This window comes from Roseivivax halotolerans (assembly GCF_900115815.1).
Classification (GTDB): Bacteria; Pseudomonadota; Alphaproteobacteria; order Rhodobacterales; family Rhodobacteraceae; genus Roseivivax; species Roseivivax halotolerans.
The window spans coordinates 65,634-71,836 of sequence record NZ_FOXV01000017.1; the positions used below are offsets into that span (position 1 = coordinate 65,634).

The 6,203-nt window shown below is 61.9% G+C and carries 7 protein-coding genes; 1 reads left to right on the forward strand and 6 read right to left on the reverse strand.

Features of this window, described 5'->3' with window-relative positions:
- Window position 1 precedes the first annotated feature (1 nt).
- From BM171_RS17265 to BM171_RS17280, 4 genes are all read right to left on the reverse strand, one after another.
- A complete protein-coding gene (locus BM171_RS17265) occupies window positions 2–1,834 on the reverse strand; it encodes a phage terminase large subunit family protein (protein WP_093015415.1) in 1,833 nt (610 codons plus the stop codon).
- Complete coding sequence (locus BM171_RS18750; RefSeq protein ID WP_139218737.1) at window positions 1,824–2,339, reverse strand: hypothetical protein; 516 nt, start codon at window positions 2,337–2,339, stop codon at window positions 1,824–1,826. The genes BM171_RS17265 and BM171_RS18750 overlap by 11 nt, the downstream gene beginning before the upstream one ends.
- Window positions 2,340–2,906: 567 nt before the next feature.
- The gene (locus BM171_RS17275; RefSeq protein WP_093015421.1) at window positions 2,907–3,152 is read right to left on the reverse strand and encodes a hypothetical protein; all 246 of its coding nucleotides are present in this window, start codon (window positions 3,150–3,152) and stop codon (window positions 2,907–2,909) included.
- Window positions 3,149–3,634, reverse strand: coding sequence for a hypothetical protein (locus tag BM171_RS17280; RefSeq protein WP_139218738.1), 486 nt, complete (start codon window positions 3,632–3,634; stop codon window positions 3,149–3,151). The genes BM171_RS17275 and BM171_RS17280 overlap by 4 nt, the downstream gene beginning before the upstream one ends.
- A 635-nt stretch (window positions 3,635–4,269) precedes the next feature.
- Here BM171_RS17280 and BM171_RS17285 point away from each other — a divergent pair.
- Entirely contained in the window at window positions 4,270–4,497 is a 228-nt protein-coding gene (locus tag BM171_RS17285) for a hypothetical protein (protein WP_093015428.1), read from the forward strand.
- Between the two features lie 55 nt (window positions 4,498–4,552).
- On the opposite strand, the gene BM171_RS17290 is transcribed toward BM171_RS17285, so the two are convergent.
- Together BM171_RS17290 and BM171_RS17295 are read right to left on the reverse strand one after the other, a co-directional pair.
- Complete coding sequence (locus BM171_RS17290) at window positions 4,553–5,791, reverse strand: CoA transferase (RefSeq protein ID WP_093015431.1); 1,239 nt, start codon at window positions 5,789–5,791, stop codon at window positions 4,553–4,555.
- Between the two features lie 324 nt (window positions 5,792–6,115).
- On the reverse strand, window positions 6,116–6,203 hold an 88-nt coding region (locus BM171_RS17295; protein WP_217646715.1), incomplete at its 5' end, for an EF-Tu C-terminal domain-related protein.

Genomic DNA, 6,203 nt, shown 5'->3' on the forward strand with positions numbered 1-6,203 from the left:
TCTATTTTCCGCTCATGAACCGTGACTTGATGACCTGACCGGGCTTGCGGCTCGGTGTTGGCTGCGCGATCGCCAAAGCCTCGATGCGAGCGGCCTCGGCATCGAGATCAAACCCGGAATACTTCAGCGACTCGAGCGCGGCGGCGGCGTAGACACGGCAGTCGAAGGCTTCGTTTCGCTCGGTGGGCTTCTTGCGCCATTCGCGGATGGCCCGCCCCTTCGAATACTTGGTGTAGGGCTTCTCGGCCGTCATCTCAGAGAACCATGCGGGCTCACGGCCCTGCGGCACATGACAGAAGCCTGGCCCAGCCTCACCTTTCGCCAGGCGCGCAAAGACAATCTCTTTCAGTGCGTCCACACCGATGACGTATAGCGGACGCTTGCCCTTGCGGCTGTAGCTCGGTCGGTGCGGCCATGCGGACTTTCCGGGCGTCGAGCTACCCTTGATAGCATAGACGCGGCGCGAGTGCCGCGCGGCGGCGAACTCTTCCACACGCGAGGTATGATGTCCGCCGCTATCGATGCAGGCGGCGGCTATCGGAAGCGCCCCGGCAGTTGGATGTGCAAATGTGCGCCCAAGGATGGCATCGAGATCATCCCAGAGCTTTGCGGCAGTCGGGTCGCCGGGAAGCCGTATCCAGTCGAGTGACCAGCTTTCCTCACCGCGTCCCCATGCGACCAACTCGACGGCGAGCCATGTATCTTGCGTGTCGATCCCGGCCGTGATGACGGACGCGCCTGGCGGCAGCTCCTCGCCCCAATGTTCCGTGCGGCGCAGGAGCGCGGCAGAATCGACCGTCTGCGCCGCTTCTTCTTCCCAGGTCTCACCGAGCTTCGTGTTGATCCACGATTTCAGGCGCGCGGGGTCGGCGTGAACTCGACCGTGTTCTTCGGCGATATCCGCCCAGGTCTCAAACGGAGAGACGAGCGCAGAGAGGTGATAGCCTGCGGTGTTGCGGTTGCCCTTTGCCGTCGCCTGCCAAGCGCCCTGGCGAAGCATCTCGGGCTTGTCACGCTCCTCGTGAACCCCGCCGCAACTCGGGCAGACGCAATGCGCCTTTTCAGGCTCGCTTCTCGGCCAGTGGATCGTTGACCAGGTGATGACGAAAGGATCACCGCAATGCAGGCAGGGCGTGAAGAAGCGACGCTGATCCGACTCGAGGTACGCTGCTTCAATCCGGCTGAAATTCCGGATCGTGGGCGTCGAGATCATCAGGATCTTGCGCTTGCCGCGATAGGTAACTGTCCGCTGAATTGCGAGAGCTATAGGATCGCCTTCGCCTTCAACGTCCAGCGGAAAGGCATCGATCTCATCGAGGACCAGATACCGCGCTGGCGTCGAGCGAAGGCTTGCGGCGGCGTTTGCGCCGGTCATGACCAGCTCGCCTCCGACGAATTTCTTGTGCGTTGCGGTGTTGCCGGGCTCGCGAGATTTGGCCGGCACAACACGCCGAGAGATCTCGGGGACCAGCTCGAAGTAGGGATCGATCCGGGTCCGCGTGTTCCGGCGGATCATATCAACGCTCGGCATGACCAGCATCGCCAGACCCGGCGCATTGCAAATTATGTAGCCCAGGAAGTTGAGCCCGGCCTCGGTTCCGCCGGTCTGCGCGCCCTTCATGATGACGACGCGCTCGACAGGTGAGCCGATACTCAGACAATCCATGATCTCGCGGAGGTATGGGGAGCGATCCGTCCGCCAGCGCCCTGGCTCTGCCGAGGTCTGAGGAAGTAGACGGAAGCGATCGGCCCATTCGGAGACCAGGAGGGGCGGCTCGGGACGGAGGCCGGAACGCCAAGCCTCATCTGCGACAGCGCGGGCGTCAGGTGTCATGTGCGAGATCTCCGAGCGGGGTGTCAGCCAGTTCCTCAAGGTGAAGCCGCATCTCCCTGTCCAGAACGGCGAAGAGCTTAGAAAGATCGATGTCCAGTTCGGACGCGAGCTTCGGCGCAAGGCGAGCAATCCATGCGAGGTGTGCGTCACGCTCCGCCCTGGCGCGCTCGAAGAGGGCAAGTTCGACGCCCTTTCGATCAATAAGGCGGCGCTCTTTTTCAGCGAGTTGGAGGCGAAGAAGGTCACGCTGCGCCTCTTCGCGCTCCTGCTTCACCTTCGCGATCGTGGCAGCTTCCTGCTTCGCTGATGAGCTGCGGCGATTGACGTGCGCCGAGATCCACGCGTCAGCCGCTTCCACGTCTACCCGGCCGTTCGGCAGCGTGGGCATGCCCTGGCTGATCATCTGTGAAATCCGCCCATTGGTCAGCCCGTGCCGCTTCGCAAAGGCTGATTTCGTCAGCTCTTTCGGCGTCTGCTCCGGCATTTCAAGATCAAGGCTGTGCATCGCGACTACCTGAATTTAGTTTTTAAAATCGTTCTAAACTGGAAAACTGTCGGGCTGCCGCGTACCCGCATGGGTTTGGATCGGTAAGGACCCGTTGAAGCTGACGAAGATCGTGCTCGATCTCTGACTTCTCTTCGTGGAAGCGATGAGGATTGCGATGATCGGGGCGCAAACGGCGAACGCGCGCAGCCAGCTCATCAATCACGTCCGCGACGTGGTTTTCGTTCTTGTCTTTGCCTCTCAACTCTTCGGTCTCCTCTATCTGGTCCCTGCTCAATGGTGAGACCCGGAGCGAAAGGCATAGGGCGACCAGCCCCAGCCGATTTGGCTGAGCTGGTCCCTGCCTTCCGCGTGAAGATCTGCTCAACGGAGCCGACCCATCGCTTTCAGGCGCCCCCGGTCCCGACGATCCACGCCGGGGGCTCAGTCGCTACTTGCGGCGCTTGGATAAGCACCGGGGGACGCGCTTCGACCTTTCGGGCTGCGCTCGGCATGTGTCCCCACCCCGTGGTATGCCATCGGCGGCGCGCGCCACCGTCTGAACCGTCCGCGCGCCGTCCAGCGCGGTCAGGCTGCGCCGTCGCCTCCTTCGATCACCTCTTCATTGCCATGCGATACCGCGCTCAATTCAGAGACGAGGCGGCGCATGATCTGCTGTTGCTTGGAGGTCGGACGCCATGTCGGCCGCTTGCCGTGCCTGGCGATGGAGCGGACGAAGCCTTTCAGCCATTCATCCGAGTTGTCAGCCATCACCTGGCGCAAAACGCGCGGCCAATGGAAAACCATGATCTCATCGAGTTCGGCGTCAGTCATACCGCCACCTCGATTTCAGAAATGTGCTGGATGAATGCTTGCTGGTCGCTCAGGTGCAGGGCTTCGAAAGACGCGAGTGCGTATGCCTTTCGCTCCGCTCGGCTGGCAAAGGATGCCCACCAGCGCGCATCTTCCATCGGAGACAGGAAAGCCGGAAGCGGAGAGCCCGCATCGCCAAGTATTGCTTTTGCAACAGCTTCCGCGTGGGAAGTATCGAGCGATCTCAGCGCCGCCCAGGAGATGCTTGTTCGCTCATCATCGGACAACGCGAGCGCTGAAAAATCCGAAAAATCGCGCCAGCCTTCAAAGTTCTGACGCGCCAGAGCGAAACCGAGCATCTTGGCTGCGCCCTTGTAGTCCGGATGGCCGTATTCAGCCATTGCCGAGCGCTGGCGTTTTCGCGTATCTTTCGAACTTGAGAGATGCTTTTTCTCAGCCTTATGAGCGCCGTTGCGGGGACCAGCCGCAGCGGCGTTTTTCATTTTCTGCCCATGTGCGGGGTCAAAACGCCCGTTAACAGGTTCACCATGCGTTCGGCGAATGTCCTGATAACAATTTTCGGCTAAGGCGCTGATTTCAAGGGAATTGGTGTCCGATTTGGAGACCGTCGCTCTACCAACTGAGCTATACCCCTATCCAGCGCAGCGGATACCCCGTGCCTCGCCGGGTTTCAAGAGTGGATTGCGATCACGGCAGGCCTCACGCGGATCTCTTAACCATCCCTGAAATGTTGCACCCTTCAAGGCATTGCTCCGCCCTGCGTGAGCGCGCAGCTTCAGGCGCGTGAGGTATGTTACGGTGCATCAACGCACAGAATCTGTGACACTTTCCGGCGAACAGCCTTTTGTTGCAATTGGCTGCTTCCAGACGCGTACGCGTGAGCAGTGAAACTACATAAGCATCTGATATTAATTATCTTTATATGCCGCACCGCGGCGAGCTGACACACCTTCTGTCAAGGGCAAAACGGCGTGATCGGTCGTGACGATTTCCGTGATTGGCAGGAATTCTCGGGCCTCCTTACTTCTCACTCACCGGGCAGCAACGCCCGACACTCAAACGCCCCACCGGGCATATCTAAAGCCCCACCGGGCAAATGGACCAAAGGAGAAAGATCATGAAAACTGCAGCTACTCTCACCGCCCTCGTCCTCGCAGCCGCAACCGGCTCGGCAGCATTCGCCGCGACCGACGCGCAAATCACGCAGATCGAAAACTTCGCCAATGTCGACGCGTCCGGTCTGACCAACGCCGAAGCGGCCTCGGTCCTGAACGTCATCCACGGCGGCGGGAGCATCTCCGAGAAGCGCTCCCACGTCGAGAGCCTGGTCGGCAAGTACCAGTAAACGCGCGCTGCCTTAGCGCCGAAAGGCCGCCCCACCCGGGGCGGCCTTTTTCGCGTCAAGCGGCGGTCGCGCGCGCCTGACGCGTTGAATCTCCCACGATTCCCCGGTCGAAAAGCTGCTGGATCTCGGTATCGTCGAGGCCACCGACCTCGGCCAAAACACCTTCGGTATGCGCGCCAAGCTCGGGCGCAATGACTGGTTCTTCGCGGGCAAAGCCGGTATAAGTCGTGACGTGTCCCGGCACAGGATAGCGACCAAGCCCCGGCTGATCGAGCATCGAGAAAACCGGGTTGTCCGGCCCAAGATCGGGATCGTCCCGCAGCGCCTCTGCGATGTTGCGAAACGGCCCCCAAGTCACGCCGGCCGCATCCAACTCGCGCGCCACGGCATCGCTACTCCGCGCGGAGAACCACGGCGACAGGATCGCGGTGATCTGCTGACGCAGCGCGAAGCGCACGCCTTCATCGGAGAGAGGCTTGCCGGCACGGGCCGCGAGCCGCTCCATCTGCGCTTCGGTGCCCGTAACGCGCACGAGCCCCTTCCACTGCCGCTCCGTCAACCCGATCACCATCACCCGCCGGCCATCGGCACATCGGAAGTCCTGACCGTATGCGCCGTAAAGCGCGTTGCCGCATTTGGCGCGAGGGCCCTGGGTCGCCGCCTCTCCGATCATGCCGAGATGGCCGATCGTCGCCGCGGCGATATCCTTCAGGGACAAGGTCGCGCCCTGCCCTTCGCCGGTTCTGAGGCGGTGTCGCTCTGCCGCCAGAAGCGCCTGCACGACATGACCGCCCGCCGCGATGTCCCAGGCGGGAAGCGCGTGAGACACCGGCGCCGAGAGACCCTCGGGCCCCGTCATGTCCGGGATACCGATCGCGGGGTTCACGGTGTAGTCGACCTGCGGGCGCCCATGCCGATCGCCTGTCAGCGTGACCGAGACGAGATCCGGCCGCGCGCGGGACAGCGTTTCGTGGTCGAGCCACCCCTTCACGGCAAGATTGGTGATGAAGAGCCCCGCATCCTCGCCGGGCGCGGTGATAAGTCGCGTAATGAGCTCCCGGCCCTCTGGGGTGCGCATGTCGATGGCGACCGACTTCTTGCCCTTGTTCAGACCGGCCCAGAAATGGCTGCGACCCGTGGGTGCGACCGGCCAGCGCGACGCGTCGAGACCGCCCTCCAGCCGGTCGAAGCGGATCACCTCCGCCCCCATCTGCGCGAGGGTCATGCCCGCGAGCGGCACGGCCACGAACGCGGATCCTTCGATCACACGCATGCCCTTGAGGATCGCAGTCATTGGCAGCCTCCCATTCCGGCGGTCAGCGCGGTACTGCGCTGCACCTCTCGAAAGAAAGGCGGAAATCAAAATTTATCAAGTAAAATCATATACTTGACTGGATACAACGGTATACAGCGCCAATGCATGTGCGGCATTCCGAGGCTATCGCATTGATTGAAAGCCGCAATCCCGATGCTGCGGCTGCATCGCCATCGAGACGTTTTTTTCAACGCGGCGAAGCCCTTTCATGGCATGCGGCGGGATACGGAATCACCGCAACGAAAAAGGCCGCCCCAAGGGGCGGCCTTCTCGATCTCCAGAGCGCGGTCAGGCGCGGCGCGATTACTCGACGATCTTCGAGACGACGCCGGAGCCGACGGTGCGGCCGCCTTCGCGGATGGCGAAGCGCAGGCCGTCTTCCATCGCGATC